The 15,847-nt window shown below is 70.1% G+C and carries 15 protein-coding genes; 5 read left to right on the forward strand and 10 right to left on the reverse strand.

Features of this window, described 5'->3' with window-relative positions:
• Positions 1–65: 65 nt before the first annotated feature.
• Complete coding sequence (locus tag SBI80_RS25140) at positions 66–2,024, reverse strand: primary-amine oxidase (protein ID WP_318977577.1); 1,959 nt, start codon at positions 2,022–2,024, stop codon at positions 66–68.
• A 61-nt stretch (positions 2,025–2,085) separates the two neighbouring features.
• Positions 2,086–3,603, reverse strand: a complete 1,518-nt coding sequence (locus SBI80_RS25145; RefSeq protein ID WP_318977578.1) for a carboxylesterase/lipase family protein — start codon at positions 3,601–3,603, stop codon at positions 2,086–2,088.
• Positions 3,604–3,672: 69 nt separating this feature from the next.
• On the opposite strand from SBI80_RS25145, the gene SBI80_RS25150 reads away from it, so the two are divergent.
• Together SBI80_RS25150 and SBI80_RS25155 are read left to right on the forward strand one after the other, a co-directional pair.
• A complete protein-coding gene (locus SBI80_RS25150; protein ID WP_318977579.1) occupies positions 3,673–4,359 on the forward strand; it encodes an RAD23 family protein in 687 nt (228 codons plus the stop codon).
• Between the two features lie 96 nt (positions 4,360–4,455).
• Entirely contained in the window at positions 4,456–5,811 is a 1,356-nt protein-coding gene (locus SBI80_RS25155; protein ID WP_318977580.1) for a phosphoribosyltransferase family protein, read from the forward strand.
• A gap of 25 nt (positions 5,812–5,836) precedes the next feature.
• On the opposite strand, the gene SBI80_RS25160 is transcribed toward SBI80_RS25155, so the two are convergent.
• Together SBI80_RS25160 and SBI80_RS25165 are read right to left on the reverse strand one after the other, a co-directional pair.
• Positions 5,837–6,928 (reverse strand): LLM class flavin-dependent oxidoreductase, encoded by a 1,092-nt coding sequence (locus tag SBI80_RS25160; RefSeq protein WP_318977581.1) that lies wholly within the window; start codon positions 6,926–6,928, stop codon positions 5,837–5,839.
• Positions 6,929–7,123: 195 nt separating this feature from the next.
• The gene (locus tag SBI80_RS25165) at positions 7,124–7,498 is read right to left on the reverse strand and encodes a hypothetical protein (protein ID WP_318977582.1); all 375 of its coding nucleotides are present in this window, start codon (positions 7,496–7,498) and stop codon (positions 7,124–7,126) included.
• Positions 7,499–7,587: 89 nt separating this feature from the next.
• On the opposite strand from SBI80_RS25165, the gene SBI80_RS25170 reads away from it, so the two are divergent.
• Positions 7,588–7,926: an RNA polymerase-binding protein RbpA gene (locus tag SBI80_RS25170; protein ID WP_318977583.1), complete on the forward strand. Its 339-nt coding sequence runs from the start codon at positions 7,588–7,590 to the stop codon at positions 7,924–7,926.
• A 19-nt stretch (positions 7,927–7,945) separates the two neighbouring features.
• Here SBI80_RS25170 and SBI80_RS25175 read toward each other — a convergent pair whose 3' ends face one another.
• From SBI80_RS25175 to SBI80_RS25200, 6 genes are read right to left on the reverse strand one after another with little or no spacing between them, the layout of a single operon-like run.
• Positions 7,946–8,707 (reverse strand): polyprenol monophosphomannose synthase, encoded by a 762-nt coding sequence (locus SBI80_RS25175; RefSeq protein WP_318977584.1) that lies wholly within the window; start codon positions 8,705–8,707, stop codon positions 7,946–7,948.
• Positions 8,704–10,470 carry an apolipoprotein N-acyltransferase gene (gene lnt, locus SBI80_RS25180; protein ID WP_413232809.1) on the reverse strand — a complete coding sequence of 589 codons (1,767 nt, stop codon included), beginning with the start codon at positions 10,468–10,470 and terminating at the stop codon, positions 8,704–8,706. The genes SBI80_RS25175 and lnt overlap by 4 nt, the downstream gene beginning before the upstream one ends.
• A complete protein-coding gene (locus SBI80_RS25185) occupies positions 10,463–12,076 on the reverse strand; it encodes an amidohydrolase (protein ID WP_318977585.1) in 1,614 nt (537 codons plus the stop codon). The genes lnt and SBI80_RS25185 overlap by 8 nt, the downstream gene beginning before the upstream one ends.
• Complete coding sequence (locus SBI80_RS25190; protein ID WP_318977586.1) at positions 12,073–12,570, reverse strand: FxsA family protein; 498 nt, start codon at positions 12,568–12,570, stop codon at positions 12,073–12,075. Before SBI80_RS25190 ends, SBI80_RS25185 begins: the two co-directional genes overlap by 4 nt.
• A gap of 34 nt (positions 12,571–12,604) precedes the next feature.
• A complete protein-coding gene (locus SBI80_RS25195) occupies positions 12,605–13,006 on the reverse strand; it encodes a PPOX class F420-dependent oxidoreductase (RefSeq protein ID WP_413232810.1) in 402 nt (133 codons plus the stop codon).
• Positions 13,006–13,410 carry a PPOX class F420-dependent oxidoreductase gene (locus SBI80_RS25200; RefSeq protein ID WP_318977587.1) on the reverse strand — a complete coding sequence of 135 codons (405 nt, stop codon included), beginning with the start codon at positions 13,408–13,410 and terminating at the stop codon, positions 13,006–13,008. Before SBI80_RS25200 ends, SBI80_RS25195 begins: the two co-directional genes overlap by 1 nt.
• 345 nt (positions 13,411–13,755) lie before the next feature.
• Here SBI80_RS25200 and SBI80_RS25205 point away from each other — a divergent pair, with 345 nt between their 5' ends.
• Positions 13,756–14,706: a TauD/TfdA dioxygenase family protein gene (locus SBI80_RS25205; RefSeq protein ID WP_318977588.1), complete on the forward strand. Its 951-nt coding sequence runs from the start codon at positions 13,756–13,758 to the stop codon at positions 14,704–14,706.
• Positions 14,707–14,710: 4 nt separating this feature from the next.
• Positions 14,711–15,826, forward strand: coding sequence for a precorrin-3B synthase (gene cobG / locus SBI80_RS25210; RefSeq protein ID WP_318977589.1), 1,116 nt, complete (start codon positions 14,711–14,713; stop codon positions 15,824–15,826).
• Positions 15,827–15,847: the final 21 nt, after the last annotated feature.

Genomic DNA, 15,847 nt, shown 5'->3' on the forward strand with positions numbered 1-15,847 from the left:
GAGTTCAGACCCTAGTCACCGCAGCGGACCGGGCGGGCCGTTTTGGGCGACGGAATTGACAGGCGTCAACTCCGGGCGTGGCAGGCGTCGGCGGCGGTACCCGGCACGTCCAGCGCCGGGTTGCGGTCGAAGAACCCGAACGGCTTGAGCCAGAACGACACGATGTCGACCGGCATCACCGGCCAGTCCTCGGGGCGGGTGATGTGGTGCAGACCGAAGACGTACCAGAGCACGACGTCGGCGTCCTCGATGGACCGGTTGGCCTTGGTCCACTGCCCCAAGCCGGTGTCCTCGACCGACTGATTGACGAATTCGCCTGCGGGCCAACGTTCGTCGGGCTCATTTGGCGTCACCCACAGAGTGTGTCCGATCACGCTGGCGCGCTTGAGTACCGGCGAGGCCAAGTCGAACATCGCCGGGATCGCACCGCCGGGTAGCAGCTTGTAGGCGGGATGGGTGCCCAGGCCGTTGGTCACGTTGGTGTTGACCACCTTCCACGTGCGCTGAGTGTTGAAGTCGACGTCCTGCATGCCGTCGCGTTCGGTGCGCAGCGGGACGTTGCGGGTGACCACCGACAGCCCGTAGGGATTGTCGGGCCCCATCGGCTCGGCGTAGGACTCCGACATCATCACGGTGTTGTCGGTGCCGTCGACGTCCAGGTCCAGGCGCGCCACCAGGAAGTGTTGGTGGAAGGGCGCATACGTGCGCTCGTCGACCAGGGTGCCGTTCGGATTGGCCGCCCCCGGTGCCAGCGGCGTGGTCACCATGATGCCGGTGGCCCGCACCTCGCACTCGATGTTGCCGTCCTGGTACAGCCGCCAGTAGACCAGGTACTCGTAGTTGGCGACCGTCACGTGGAAGGAGATCGTCAGCCGGCGGATCCGTCGCACCTCGGCGCCGGCGTCGTGGTCGACGTGCTTCCACAGGACCGCGCCGTCCTCCTCGTGGATGCAGATCGCGTTGGCGATCGTGTACGGCTCGCCCTTGCCGTCGTGCATCACGGCGTCCAGATAGCGGATCTCCCCCAGACAGTCGCAACCGAGGGCGAGCGACGTCGTCATGAAACCCAGCCCCCACTCCCCGATGTCGAAGGCGGTGCGGCGGTAGTGATCCGGCGAGGAATCGCGGTAGGGCACGATCATCTCGGCGAACGACATCCGGTGTGCCACCGACCGCACCCGGTCACCGTCGCGGTAGCCCACGGTGTGCAGCGTCATTCCCTCGCGGTAGTTGAAGCCGATGCGCAGCGACCAGTTCTGCCACTGCAGCAGATTGCCGTCGAGGGTGAACGAGGGGCCATCGGGTTGCGTGATTAGCAACGGTTTGAGCGGCTCCCTGGTCGACGCCGCGCGGATGCGCTCCGGGATGTGCCTTGGCACGTACTCGCCCATCACCTGTGGTGGCTCGACTCCCCCTCCCGCGAACGGGCCGCCGTCCTCCACCCGCAGGACCTCCATCGAGTTGAGGTCGACGACGCAGTGCAGCCCGCTGACGAGGTGCGCGTACGGGTTCGCACCGGGGGCGTCCTTGCGCCAGGTGTCCGACCAACCGATCCTGCGGTCGCGGAACTCCGGCGGGGCAACGGCGTCACCGAAGGTCCAGGTGTCCATGAACACGTCGTCGAGATCGGTGATGCCCCGCTTGGCCAGCGCCGCGATCACCTCGGGATGCTCGCGCAACACCTGGTCGCATTCGTAGAACTCGTCCACCGTGAAGTTCGCCTGCACGCCGGGCACCTCGTCGAAGCACTCGACGCGGTCCTCGTCGAGGCGGACCACGCCCTTGTAGGTGGCGTTGGCCGAGCGGTTCAGACAGATCGCGGTCGCACGCCGCGCGGGAACGGTGCCGTCGCTCTCGAACGCCCACAGCTCCGGCTTGCTCGGTTCCAGCAGTTCGATCGAGGCGAACCGCCACCCGAGCCGAGAGCTCGCCGTCGGCCCAGCCGCCACGTCGTGCTCGCGGCGCAACGCCTTGGCCACGGCGGTGAATTCGTCCGCCGACAGCGGATCCAGTGGATGCGTCACGCCATCACTGGATCACATCGGCGACCGACCCGCATGGGATCAGGACAAACCTGACACCGCCTCAGCGGGTGGCCAGGGTGAAGCCCTCCCACGCCTGCCTGCGGTCGGCGTGGGGATCGTATTCCAGACGTGAGCGGCGGTCGAAGATCAGCACTGCCCGCTCCCGTTCGGTGTACTGCGGCCAGCCCTCGCCGGGCACCCCGGTGCGGCTGAACGCCCGCCACCGGTTCTGCACGTCGTTGCTCACCCGGCGCGCCGAGCGGCGGTCCGCGGCTGCGGTCATCAGCGAACCGAACCGCGTGCGGTAGACGTCGAAGACGGCGAGCAACTCGGTGGCGTGGGTGGCGCCCAACCCGGACCAGTGGAAGGTGCGGGGTGCGTAGTCGTAGCGGTAGACGTAGGTCGGCGCGTGCCGGCCGTGCGCCGAGGCGATCTGCCAGGCCGCGGTCCCGAAGGCGAAGTCGCCACCGAGCCGGACGCAGGCACTCGGGCTGGGATAGCCGGGGTAGGCGCCGGTGATCCGTTCGCGGGACTCGACGTCGGAGTCGGCGAGCAGCATCTCGATGGCAGGCTCCGACGTCGGCAACAGTTGCAGGAAGCGGGTGAACAGCCGGCCCTCGTCGGCGTTGGTCCCCACGATGAGCGGAACCCGGTGCGCCGTGCCATCGGCCATGGCCTGCACCGGATTCCGGGGCAAGTAGTCGGTGTCGTAGGTCGGCCCGACGGGGAAGGCGCCGCGCATCTCGGTCATGCCGTGCCGCAGCAACCGGTCGAGCGCCCGCACCAGCTCGGCGGGCCGCGCAGCCAGCACCGCGGCGGCACCGTCGCGGTGCTCGGCCCCGAGCAGCTCGACGAAGTCCTCGGCGAAAGCTGCGGCGACGGCCGGCGGCCCGGCCATCCCGCTGGCCGGGCTCTCCGCGATCGCGTGCGCGAACAACCCCTCGGCCGCCGGAACCGCGAGCAGCGTCGCCACGGCGTGCGCGCCTGCGCTCTCGCCGAAGATCGTCACGTTGTCCGGATCGCCGCCGAACACCGCGGCGTTGTCCCGCACCCACCGCAGTGCCATCACCAGATCGCGCAGGAACAGGTTGTCCTCGATCGGGTGCTCCGGTGTCGACAGCGACGACAGGTCCATGCACCCCAAGGCCCCGAGCCGGTAGTTGACCGACACGTAGACGCAACCGCGGCGTGCCAGGGCGGCGCCGTCGTAGATCGGCGTGGCCGAGCTGCCGAGGATGTACCCGCCGCCGTGGATGAAGACCATCACCGGCAGCGGCTCGGCCGAGCCGTCGAGCGCGCGCTCCGGGGCCACCACGTTGAGCGTCAGACAGTCCTCGCTCATCGGCTGGTACTTGCCGACGCCCAGCATCGTGTACACGCGTTGCTGCGGGGCGCAGTAGGAGAACCCGTGGCAGTACCGCACCCCCGGCCACGGCTGTACCGGCTGGGGTGCCCGCAACCGCAGCGACCCCACCGGGGGACGCGCGTAGGGCACCGACCGCCAGCGGTGGACACCGCCGGCGGTGAAGCCCTCGATCACTCCACTGTCGACCGTCACGCGAATGGTGCGTTCGTGCATGTTCTCGACGTTAGCGAAGGTCCGCACCTGGCGACGGGTGATCGACCTGGGGACCGCTAACCTGTCGGCATGCGAGTAGCCCTGGTCGTCGCCGCGTCTGCGCTGCTCGCGGGCTGTTCCGGTGATGGCGGCGGGTCCGCGGAGCACACCGCGGCCCCGGCCACCTCGAGTTCGGCGACCATCTCGGTACCGTCGCGATCCGCCACGCCGACGTCGGCCCCGCCGTCGCTGGTCCCGGCGGCCGGAGCCCCGATCGCCGACGTCATCGCCTGGATCGAGGCAGGCGAACCCGCCGACGCCGCGGCTTTCCACACGATGACCCGCGGCGGGGAGACGACCGATCTTGGCGACGGCGTCGCCTTCGTCGCCGCAGGCAACCAGGCCAACTGCGTGACGAACGAGCACCTCGACGGTGCGCTGGCCTGCCTGGTCAAGCTGTCCGATCCGCCGCCGCGGCCGGCCGGCATCGAGACGGCCTGGAAGGACAACTGGGTGGACTTTCCGGGCGCCACCGTCGACGTCGGCTCGCCGCACGGAGATCCCGGTCCGTTCGTGAACGGCACCGGTTCGGTGCTGCCCGCCGGACGCACGCTGGCCTTCGGCGACTACCGCTGCCGGGCCGACGCGGCCGCGCTGTACTGCGTCGACTACGCGCACCAGAGCGCCGTCGAGATGAGCACGACGGGCGTGCAGGGCTTCGGCTGCCTGCAGAAGGTGACTCCCCCCGCGGACATCGGCATCCGGCTCAGCTGCTGAGGCTGCGCGCGCCCGGCCGACGGGGACCCTGGTCATCGCGTTCGGGGACCAAGTGCCGTATCGGCGACGCCGAAGAGCCGCGCAGACTCTTGCCCCGTGAAGGTGTTCACCGACCGGTTCGAGGCGGGGCTGCAGCTGGCTCAGCGCCTCGAAGCAGCGTTCGGATCCGACGTCGTCGTGCTGGCCGTGCCGCCGGGCGGCGTGCCGGTGGCCTTCGAGATCGCGCAGCGACTGCGTGCGCCGCTCGACGTGGCCCTGGTCCGCAGGCTCGGCGTCCCGTCGCAACCGAGCGTGTTCTTCGGGGCGATCGGTGAGGGCGGCGTGCGGGTCGTCAACCATGCGGTCGTGAAGCAGTGGCACCTGGACGACGACGAGATGGCGACCGTCGAAGACCACCAGCTGACCCGGCTGCGCCGCAGGGCCAAGCAGCTGCGCCGGGGCGACGAACCCCTACCCCTGGCGGGCCGCATCGCGGTGGTGGTCGACGACGGCATCGCCACCGGCATGACGGCGCGCGCCGCCTGCCGGTCCGCTCGTGCGCGAGGTGCCGCGAAGGTCGTCGTGGCGGTGCCGGTCGCCCCCTCCGACGTCGAATCCAGGCTGGCGGGCCATGCCGATGCCGTGCTGTGCCTGGACAGGTCGGCGGGCTCGGTCTCGGTCCGGCGTGAATTCCGGCACTTTCCGGCGGTTTCCGACGCCGAGGTGATGACCTTGCTCGAACGGGCCAAGCGCCGCGTCGGTGCCGTTGCCGCGCAAGCGGCACCGGCTGTGCCCGCCGCGCCACTGCGTGACGAAGAGGTCTGGGTGCGGGCCGGAAACGTGGCGGTGGCAGGGCAATTGACCGTTCCGGTCGACCCGAGCGGGGTGGTGGTGTTCGCCCACGGCAGCGGAAGCAGCCGGCACAGCCCCCGCAACCGGCTGGTGGCGCAGGCGCTCAACCGCGCTGGTCTGGCCACGCTGCTGTTCGATCTGCTGACGCCGGAGGAAGAACGCAACCGCGCCAACGTGTTCGACATCGAGCTGCTGGCCGGCCGGCTCGTCGCGGCCACCCAGTGGCTGGCCGAACAACCCGACCTCGCTTCGCTACCGGTGGGCTACTTCGGGGCAAGCACCGGGGCGGGTGCTGCCCTGGTCGCCGCCGCCGACCCGGGGGTGTCGGTACGCGCCGTCGTCTCCCGCGGCGGCCGACCCGACCTCGCCGATCAGGCGCTGCCGAGCGTCGTGGCACCGACGCTGCTGATCGTAGGTGGGCGCGATCACGTCGTCCTCGACCTGAATCGACGGGCCCGCGAAGCGATTTCGGGCCCATGCGAGATCGTGGTCGTCCCGGGGGCGACGCACGTCTTCGAAGAACCGGGCACCCTCGACGAGGTCGCCGAATTGGCGCGCGATTGGTTCGTGGACCACCTGAGTTCGGTATCGGCGGGTGGCACTACGCCGTCCAACCGCTAGCAGACGGCCTCGACGCGAGGAGCGACTATGCCACGCCCTTGTTCCGCAGCAGCGGCAGGACGCCCTCGGCGAACCAGTGCGCCTCCTCCAAATGTGGATACCCCGACAGGATGAACTCGTCGAACCCCAGCGAGTAGTACTCGTAGATCAGGTTGGCGACCTCGTCGTGGCTGCCGACCAGTGCTGTCCCCGCACCGCCCCGCACCAGGCCGACGCCGGCCCACAGGTTCGGGTAGATCTCCAGCTGGTCCACCCGGCCACCGTGCAGGGCCGTCATCCGGCGCTGCCCCTCGGACTCCGACTTCGCGTGCAGCGCAGTCGCATCGGCGATCTGCTCGGCGCTGAGGCCGGCCAGCAGCTCGGTGGCCACCGCCCACGCCGCCTCCGACGAGTCCCGGCTGATGGTGTGCAGCCGGATGCCGAAGCGCACCCGTCGTCCCCGGGCCTGCGCCAGCTCGCGCACCTTGGCGATCTTCGCGGCAGCGGCCTGCGGAGGTTCACCCCACGTGAGGTAGACGTCGACGTACTGGGCAGCGATGGGCAGTGCGGCAGGCGACGATCCTCCGAAGTAGATCTGCGGCAACGGATCCGGCGGCGTGGACACCATCGCGTTCTCCACCCGGTAGTGCTCGCCGGTGAAGTCGATCGGGCCGTTGCGCCAGATGGAGTCGATGAGGTGCAGGAATTCACCGGTACGGGCGTAGCGCTCGTCGTGGTCCAGCCAGTCGCCGAACCGGCGCTGTTCGAGGTCGTCGCCACCGGTCACGATGTTGAGCAGCACCCGGCCCTCGGAGAAGCGCTGCAGGGTGGCCGCCTGCTGGGCAGCCAGGGTGGGTGGCACCAACCCGGGCCGGAACGCGACGAGGAACTTCAGCTTCTCCGTCTCGGCCAGCAGTGCCGCGGCCGTCAACCAGGCGTCCTCGCACCAGGTTCCGGTCGGGGTGAGGACGCCCTCGAAGCCCAATCGGTCGGCAGCCCTGGCCACCTCGGCGAGGTACCGGCGGGTGGGCGGGCGATAGTTGGGCGGCAGGGTGTGATGTGACGATGCGTGGGATGCGCCGACGATCCAACGGCTGTCACCGTTGGTCGGCAGGAACCAGAAGAAGCGGGCGGTCACGAAGGTCCTCGTCTGAGTTGATTCGTCGCAGTCGATGTTCCCCACCTGCGTCGACGGGCGGGCACGCTCGCGGCCGGAGAGGCCACCGTCGTCATGACGGAGGGCTGGGTCGATGAGGCCGCGATTGGGGTGACGCTACGTCGACTGCCGGCGGGGGCGAAGGTTTGCGATCGAGCTGACTCGAACCGACGGCGGTCACCGCCAGCCGTCGGCCGCCTTCGCCGCCCGCATCAGCTCGGCGCACAGGTCCCGCAGCTCGGCGGCGTCGGCGCCCTCGTCGATGGCGGTGGCCACGTCCTCGGCGGCGCAGCGCACCTGGTACACGCGGTCGGAGAGCTGGGCGGCCTCCTCGGCGGTCAGCACCACCGCATCCGGCGCCAGCGACGTCCCCTTGACCATGGCGCGCTGCTCGTACGCGCGTTGGCGACACGACTGCCGGCAATACCGGCGACGGCGCCCCATCCCGGCGTCGGGAACCTCGCGGCCACACCACCGGCAGGGCTGTACGCGGGTGCGCCGTCGAGTTTCGGGTGCCACGAGAGTCGACTGTAAACGGCCTGCGGCGGACATCCCGGTATCATGGACAGTCGCGTCGGGAACTTCGTGCCAATCGGCAGCGTTGATACCCGCGGAAGGTCTTCGAATGAGGAGTGGTGATCATGGCTGATCGTGTCCTGCGAGGTAGTCGACTCGGAGCGGTGAGCTACGAGACCGACCGCAATCATGACCTGGCGCCGCGTCAGCTCGCGCGCTACCGCACCGACAACGGTGAGGAATTCGAAGTCCCGTTCGCCGACGAGGCCGAGATCCCTGGCACGTGGCCCTGCCGCAATGGCATGGAGGGCACGCTCATCGACGGCGACGTGCCGGAGCCCAAGAAGGTCAAGCCCCCGCGCACGCACTGGGACATGCTGCTCGAGCGCCGTTCGGTCGAAGAACTCGACGAACTGCTCAAGGAGCGCATGGACATCATCAAGACCAAGCGCCGCGGCAACTGATGGAAACGCGCGGCGGCGCCTAGTGGGCGACGCCGCGCGCGTGATCGATGCGACCGCGGATGCCCCACTGGGCGACCTTGACGATGGCCTCCCGGATGTTGGAGCCACTCATCTTCGACTTGCCCAGTTCACGCTCGGTGAAGGTGATGGGGACCTCGACGACCTTGAAGCCAGCGGTGATCGTCCGCCAGGTCATCTCGATCTGGAAGCAATAGCCCTTGGAGTCGACCGTCTCGAGCTCGATCTTCTCGAGTACCTCGCGGCGGTAGGCGCGGTAGCCCGCGGTGATGTCGTTGACCTCCACGCCGAGTGCGATGCGCGAGTAGCCGTTGGCCGCGCGCGAGAGCACCATCCGCCGACGGGGCCAGTTGCGGACCGTTCCACCGTCGATGTAGCGCGAGCCGATCGCCAGGTCGGCACCCTTGTCGACGGCCTCCAGCAGGCGGTACAGCTCCTCGGGGGCGTGCGAACCGTCGGCGTCCATCTCGACCAGCACGGTGTAACCCCTGCCGAGGCCCCAGGCGAAGCCGGCGAGGTACGCCGCGCCAAGGCCCGCCTTACTGGTGCGGTGCATCACGTGGATGCGGTCGGGATCGGCCAGCGACAGCTCGTCGGCCAGCTCTCCCGTGCCGTCGGGGCTGCCGTCGTCGACGACGAGCACGTGAACGTCGGGACGGGCAGCATGCACACGACCGACGATCAGCGGCAAGTTCTCCCGCTCGTTGTAGGTCGGAATGATGACCAGCGTGCGCTGACTGGGACTGTCGGCACCCTCGATCATGTCACTCCTTCGTCGTCGTCTTCGGCGACCGTGCGGTCGCCGACTCCTGCGCGGTCGGTCACCCTCTTGCGTCGACGCGAGAGGTACCCCGAGAGGTACCCATTGTGCAGCATCACGCCGATGACAGCCGCAGCGCCGGCGAATACCAGCAATCCCTGGATCAGCGGGCCGAACCGGGTGGCGGGCGTGAGGCTGGTCTTCAGCCTGATCTGAGCGTCGAGGTAGGCCGGCTCGAAGAACGCCGTGCTGGCGATCACCTTGCCGTCGGGGCCGATGATCGCACTGATGCCGGTGGTGCCCGCGACCACGACGTAGCGGTCGTGCTCGACGGCCCGCAGCCGCGCGAAGGCCAGCTGCTGGGCACTCATCGACGCGTTGAACGTCGCGTTGTTGGCGGGCACCGTGAGGAACTGCGCGCCGCTGAGCACCGACTCGCGCGCCGCGCGGTCGAAGATGACCTCCCAGCACGTCGTCACCCCGATCGGGATCCCCGCCGCGTGGACCACGCCGTTGCCGGTACCCGGCACGAAGTAGCCGGCGCGGTCGGCGAACGACGACAGCAGCCGGAAGAACCCGCGCCACGGCAGATACTCGCCGAACGGCTGGACGATCTTCTTGTCGTGCCGCTCGCCAGGGCCGGTGGCTCCATCCCAGACGATGACGGTGTTGGTCGACTGCGGATCCTGCGGCGTGTAGCCGGGCGCCGAGACCACCGCACCGACGAGGATGGGCGCGTGGATCGCCTCCGCGGCGACGTTGATCTGATCGGCGGCGTCGCGGTTGGCGATCGGATCGATGTCCGACGAATTCTCGGGCCAGATGACCACGCTCGGCTGGGGTGCGCGGCCGGCGCGGACGTCCTCGGCCAGCCGCAGCGTCTCCCGGACGTGGTTGTCGAGCACCGCCCGCCGCTGCGCGTTGAACTCGAGGCCCAGCCGCGGCACGTTGCCCTGGATGGCGGCCACGGTGGTGGCGGGATCGTCCCCAGCGCCAACGCCGGACTGCCGCACGAAGGGCGCCGCCAAGGCGACGGTGAGCAGGACGACGGCGATGGCGGCGCCGGGCACCGTGACGGCGGGCGGCAGCAGGTGTCCGCCGTGGTGACCGCGGCCCCACCACGACACCGCCTCGAGGATCAGGGCGGCGAGGCCGAAGCCGACCAGCGCCACCGCGAACGACACCAGGGGCACGCCGCCGAAGTGCGCGATGAGCAGCAGCGGCCCGTCGTCCTGCGTGTATCCGATGACGCCCCAGGGGAACCCGCCGAACGGGACGGTCGACTTGAGCCACTCGGCAAGCACCCACAGACAGGAGAACCACACCGGCCAGCCCGGCGCGCGCCGCACGACGACGGCGAGCAGGCCGAACACCGCGGGAAAGAGTGCCTCCATCGCCGCCAGCGCCAGCCACGGGATGGGCCCGACGAGACCGCTGATCCAGGGCAGCAGGGGCACGTAGAACGCCAGCCCCGCCAGGAAGCCGTAGCCGAAGCCGCCGGCCTTGGTGGTCGACTCGTTGGTCAGCACCCAGGCGAGTAGGCCGAACGCGACGAATACCGCCAGCCACCAGTCGAAGGGCGGAAAGGCCAGGCACATCAGCAGACCGGCGGCGACCGAGGCGGCCAGGCGCGGTGCCCGCGGTTCCAGCACGGCACGCAACCGGGTCAGCATCCGCGACGCACGGCCGGGCGGGGCGGGGTCCTGCGCGACGGCGGCGTCAGCAGTGTCGGCCTCGGCCTCGGCCAGATGCCTGCGCTCAACCATGGATGGCGACACCCCGGTGGACCGTCTGACGGCAGACGGGCAGCGGTGCATCGGGCGACAGTCTCGGCAGCGCGGGAATCCGTGACCGCGGATCGGTGGACCACCGCTGCACGGTATCGGCGGGCGCAGCGACCTCGAGGGCGCCGAGACCGCCGGGTACGTCCCACACGGCGTACGTCGCGGGAGCCCCAGGCGCCAGCGTGCCCGCGACGCCGTCCCTGGCACCGCCCGCCCGCCACGCTCCGCGGGTGGCCGCGGCGAAGGCGGCGCGCGCCGACACCGCGCTGCCCGGGGTGTGGTGCGCCGTCGCCGCCCGCACCGTCTCCCAGGGATTCATGCCGGTGACGGGGGTATCGGAGCCGAAGGCGAGTGGCACGCCTTGGGATGCTAACAGCGCCAGCGGGTTGAGCCGATCGGCCCGCTCGGCGCCAAGCCGGCGGGCGTACATGCCGTCTCGGCCACCCCACAGCGCGTCGAAGTTGGGTTGCACGCTCGCGATCACCCCCCAGGCGCCGAGCCGGCCCGCCTGATCCTCGTCGACCATCTCGAGATGCTCGAGACGATGCCCGCAGCGGGCGACGGCGGGCGCGCCGTGGCGGGCGACCACCCGGCCCAGGGCGTCCACCACCGTGCTCGTGGCGGCATCGCCGATCACGTGGAACCCCGCGGTGATGCCCGCCTCCGTGCAGGCCTCCAGATGGGCCTCCACGGCGTCCGCGCCGAGATGGGCGATGCCCACGCAGTCCGGCCGGTCGGCGTATGGCTGGTGTAGCCACGCCGTGTGCGATCCGAGTGCACCGTCGACGAACAGGTCGCCCGCCAAGCCCCGGACGCCGGTCTCGGCGAGAAGCTCCCTGGCTCGTTCGGCCGACGCGACCGCCTCGCCCCAGTAGCCGAACACCTCGACTCCGTGCTCGAGGGCGTGCAGCTCGCGCCAGTCGTCGATGCCGCCGATCTCGGGTCCTGCGCACTCGTGTACCGCCGCGATGCCCAACCTCGCCGCCAGATCCAGCGCCGCCCGCCGGGCCCGGTTGCGCTGATCGGGGGTCAGCAGCGCCCTGGCAGCCGCTCGGACCAGGTGGTGCGCCTGCGCCGTCAGGGGCTGCTGGTCGTGGTGTCCCGCGGCGGTGGCCAGGCCGGGTACTGCCTTACGCAGCGCCGTCGAGGCCGCCGCGGAGTGCACGTCGACCCGAGCCACGTAGGCCGGGCGGTCGCCAAGCACCGCGTCGAGGTCGGCCGTCGTCGGCGCGACGGGCCGGGGCCAGCGGGACTCGTCCCAGCCGTGCGCCCAGATGAGTCCGTCGCGATGGTGGCGGGCATGGTCGGCGATCAGTCGCAGCGCGTCCTCGCGCGAGGCTGCGGTGCGCAGGTCGAGTCCGACGATGGCAAGCCCGGTCGAGGTGACGTGCACGTGGGCGTCCACGAAGGCCGGCGTCACGAACCCGCCGTCCAGATCGATCACTCGGGCATCCGGGAACTGCCGTCGGCCAACGTCGTCGGCGCCGAGCCACGCGATCACGCCGTCGGGTCCGTCGCTCACCGCCATCGCGGTGGCGTCGGGCATCGCCGGGTTGTAGACCTGGCCCCCGACCAGGAGGGTCGTCAAGCGACGTCGGGGTGTCGGTCGGGATGCGGCGGCAGGCTCGGCGGCCTAACGTCCGTCACGTCGATGACCTCGCCGTCGATCACCTCGCCGTCGACGTACGCTCCGCGGCCCGTCCGCGCACCGGCCGTGGTGATGATCACCGGCATGCGGCCCAGGCTGCGCGCGGCGAGCGCGGTGACCGCGGGGCGGGCGACCGCCCGCGTCGGCGGCAGCAGGAGCAGCAACCCCAGCGCCGAGGTGACCAGCCCGGGAACGACGGTCAAGACCGTGCCGAGGGCCACCAGGGCACCGTCGGAGGCCGCCCCCTGCGGGGACCGCAGACCCGACCGCAGCCGCTGGAGCTGGCGCTTGAGCTGCGAACCGGCCAGGGCCAGGCCGAGGGCGAACGTGCCGACCACCAGCAGGAAGGTCCAGCCGAACCCGATCGTGGACACCAGGGCGACGACCACCGCCAATTCGACGAGGACGTAGACCAAGAAGAGCCGCATAGCCATGTAGGACACAACGCGCCGCACGCGGTGTGGGTTCCTAACCCGCCGAGTCGGGGGCGTCGGACGCCTGCACCTCGATCGCGGCGTGCACCTTCTCGATGCCCCCGCGCAGGAGCGCCTGCGGGACGAAGTACCAGGCATGATTCCAGTAGCGCCTGATGATCAGGTCGAACACGCGGCGGGTGTCGGACTTCGGCAGCATGCGGGCCCTGGCCTCGACGGGTTCGCCCTTGACCTTGCCGAGCACACCGCACTTCTGGATGGTGACGCGCGGAGTGTTGTTGATGCGCTTGGTCTTCCACGATCCGTCGTCGGTGATGATCAGCAGCTTGTCCCCGTCGGGCACTCCCCACACCGGGGTGGGCTTCGGCGTGCCGTCCTTGGTGAACGTGGTGAGCAGCAGGTACTTCTCGCGATACACCTCGTCGAATGCGGGCATCAGTGGGCTTCGGTCGACGTGTCGGGGCCGGGCCGCAGTTCGATGGTGACGTTCTTCTCCATGCCGCCGCGCAACTTGGAGAACAGATTGAACGCCTTGCCGAGCAAACCGTAGCGCTTGCCGAGCGCGTCGTAGGTCGCGGCGTTGGCCGACTTGTCCAGGATCGTCGCGATCGCCTCGACGGCCTCGCCCTTGGGCTTGCCGGCGCGGTCACACGTGGCGATGGTGACGCGCGGGGTGTTGCGGATGCGCTTGACCTTCCAGGACTTCTCCTGGGTGATGGCGATCAGCCGATCTCCCTGGGGCACGGCCCAGATGGCCGTCGGCTTGGGCCTGCCGTCCTTGGTGAACGTGGTGAGCAGGACGTACTCGGACTTCGCGACCTCGGCGAACGTGACGGGCATGACACCCAATCTAACGGCCGCCGGGTCGGCGACGTCAGCGGTCGTAGTTGCCCCAGCGGCCGTGCCACGATTCGCGGTACGGAAGACCGAGCAGCGCAAGCATTCCGATGACCAGGGCCGCGAAGGCGAACAGTCCCAACATGGTCGTTCCTCCTGTGAGGGATGCGGACACCGGCGCGGCATCCGATCGAAATGTAGTACCGCCGGTACCGGTTACGGATGTTTCGTGTGGGACGGAACATCGCCGAATTGGTCGTGACGGACGTCACATCGACCCACGGGGCACTTCGGATCGTGGTCATTCCAATACTGGTGAGACCGGCGACGGCATGAGCCAATCACCACATGTCCAATTCTCCCGTCATCGTGAAACTCGGCGCGAACATCGGCGCCCGCATCGACGGCGTGCGCGTCGGCGGCGATCTCTCCCCCGACACCGTCTCGGTCATCAACGACGCGCTTCTCGAGCACAAGGTGATCTTCTTCCGCGATCAGCACCACCTCGACGACGACGGCCAGCTCGCGTTCGCCAGGACCCTCGGGACGCCCACCATCGCGCATCCCACGGTCACGTCGCGCGGTGCCGACGTGCTGCCGATCGACTCGCGCTACGACAAGGCGAACTCCTGGCACACCGACGTCACCTTCGTCGACCGCATCCCGAAGGCCTCACTGCTGCGGGCCATCTCGCTGCCCGAATACGGCGGAACCACGACCTGGGCATCGACGGAGGCCGCCTACGACCAGCTGCCGCCCCCGCTCGCCGCGCTGGCCGAGAACCTGTGGGCGCTGCACACCAACGACTACGACTACGTCAAGGACTTCGGAGAGAACCCAGCCGAGGGCTCCGGCGTCGACGACGACGTCGCCAGGAAGACCCGCGAGTACCGCGAGGAATTCATCTCCGAAGTCTACGAGACCGAGCACCCCGTGGTCCGGGTGCATCCGGAGACGGGCCGACGGGTGCTGTTGCTCGGCCACTTCGTCAAGCGCTTCGTTGGCCTGGGCACCACCGAGTCGGTGGCCCTGCTGCAGCTGCTCCAGGCGCGGGTCACCAAGCTGGAGAACACGATCCGATGGAACTGGCTGCCCGGCGATCTGGCCATCTGGGACAACAGGGCGACCCAGCACTACGCGGTGTCCGACTACGACGACCAGTACCGCCGCCTGAGCCGGGTCACGCTGGCCGGCGACGTCCCCGTCGACGTCGACGGAAACCCCAGCCGCGTCATCACCGGCGACGCGTCGCACTACTCGGAGGTCGTGGCGCCACCGCGCCTGGTCGCCGTACCGTAGGCGGGTGGCCCGCACCCGCGACGACGACGCTTGCCCCGGCGCACTCCAGGTGCACCAGGCGGCCGATGGCGCACTGGCGCGGGTGCGCCTTCCCGGCGGGATGATCGAAGCTCCCCAGCTGGAGGCGCTCGCGCTGGCGGCGGCCCGGTTCGGTTCGCCGGCACTGGAACTCACCTCGCGCGGCAACGTCCAGATCCGCGGGGTCACCGATGACGGGGCGCTGGCCGAGGCCATCGCGGACGCCGGCCTGCTGCCCTCGCCCAGTCACGAACGCGTCCGCAACGTCGTGGCCTCACCGCTGACCGGGCGCACCGGCGGCGCAACCGACGTGCGGCAGCGGGTCCGCGACCTCGACCGCGCCATCTCGGCCAACGCCCGGCTGGCCGACCTGCCCGGCCGTTTCCTGTTCTCCGTCGACGACGGCCGCGGGGACGTCTCGGGCATCGGCGCCGATGCCGGCGTGCACTTCCTCGACGACGACACCGCCGCGCTGCTGGTGGCGGGCGTCGACACCGGCGTGCGCACCCGGGACCCGGTGGCCACCCTGGTCGAGGTCGCGCAGCGATTCGTCGACGTCCGCGAAACCGCTTGGCGGACGACCGAACTCGCCGATACCGCGGTACTGCTCGGCGACCTGCCGGTGACGGCGGCACCGGGTGGCAGGTGGGACCCGGTGACGCGACCCCCCGTCGGCTGGATCCCGCAGGACGACGGACGGGTCACCCTCGGCGCGGCAGTCCCGCTCGGTGTGCTGCCCTCCCGGGTCGGCGAATACCTGGCTGCCGTCGGATCGCCGCTGGTGATCACGCCATGGCGCTCGATTCTGGTCTGCGACCTCGACGAGGGGATCGCCGACGCGGCGCTGCGGGTGCTGGCCCCGCTGGGGCTGGTGTTCGACGAGTCGTCGCCGTGGCTGGACGTCAGCGCCTGCACCGGCAGCCCAGGCTGTGCGCACTCGATCGCCGACGTGCGCCGCGACGCCGCCGATGCGGTCGCCGCGGGCCCCGCCGACGCGCACCGCCACTTCGTCGGGTGCGAACGTGCCTGCGGCAGCCCGCCGGTGGGCGAGGTGCTGGTCGCCGTTCCCGGCGGTTACGCCCCACGTCACCGGCCGTCCTGAGGCGCTCGCCGATCGTTGACA

Source organism: Mycolicibacterium sichuanense (assembly GCF_033741125.1).
In the GTDB taxonomy this organism is placed as follows: domain Bacteria; phylum Actinomycetota; class Actinomycetes; order Mycobacteriales; family Mycobacteriaceae; genus Mycobacterium.